A 728-nucleotide genomic window follows, 5' to 3' on the forward strand; every position below is an offset into this window, starting at 1 on the left:
TTGGTGATGGCGGTCATGCCGAACTCGCGCACGCCGTAATGAATGTAGTTGCCCGCCGGGTCAACGTTCAGCGCTTTCGAGCCGGACCACATGGTCAGGTTGCTCGGCGCCAGGTCGGCGGAGCCGCCCAGGAACTCCGGCAGCACCTTGCCGAACGCTTCCAGCGCGTTCTGCGACGCCTTGCGGCTGGCGATGTTGGCCGGATTGGCCTGCAGTTTTTCCACGAACGCTTTGGCGTCGGCTTTCCAGTCCGCCGGCAGCTCGCCGTTCATGCGGCGCTTGAACTCGGCAGCCTGCTCCGGGAAGGCCTTGGCGTAGGCGGCGAACTTGTCGTTCCAGGCCGCTTCTTTGGCCTGACCGGCTTCTTTGGCGTCCCACTGGGCGTAGATGTCCTGCGGGATTTCAAAGGCGGCGTATTTCCAGCCCAGTGCTTCGCGGGTGGCGGCCACTTCGGCGGCGCCCAGCGCGGCACCGTGCACGTCATGGGTGCCGGCCTTGTTCGGCGAACCGAAGCCGATAACGGTCTTGCACATCAGCAGCGACGGCTTGTCGGTCACCTTGCGGGCTTCTTCAATCGCGGCCTTGATGGCGTCCGGGTTGTGGCCGTCGACGTTGCGCACCACGTGCCAGCCGTAGGCTTCGAAACGCAGGGCGGTGTCGTCGGTGAACCAGCCGTCGACGTGGCCGTCGATGGAGATGCCGTTGTCATCGTAGAAGGCGGTCAGCTT

The 728-nt window shown here is 64.7% G+C and carries 1 pseudogene; it reads right to left on the reverse strand.

The annotated features are described in order from the left end of the window. Positions 1 to 728: pseudogene (locus tag ACJ8IL_RS24725) on the reverse strand (transketolase); the annotation flags it as partial.

The organism is Serratia sp. CY47444, assembly GCF_052168635.1.
GTDB classification, from domain to species: domain Bacteria; phylum Pseudomonadota; class Gammaproteobacteria; order Enterobacterales; family Enterobacteriaceae; genus Serratia; species Serratia bockelmannii.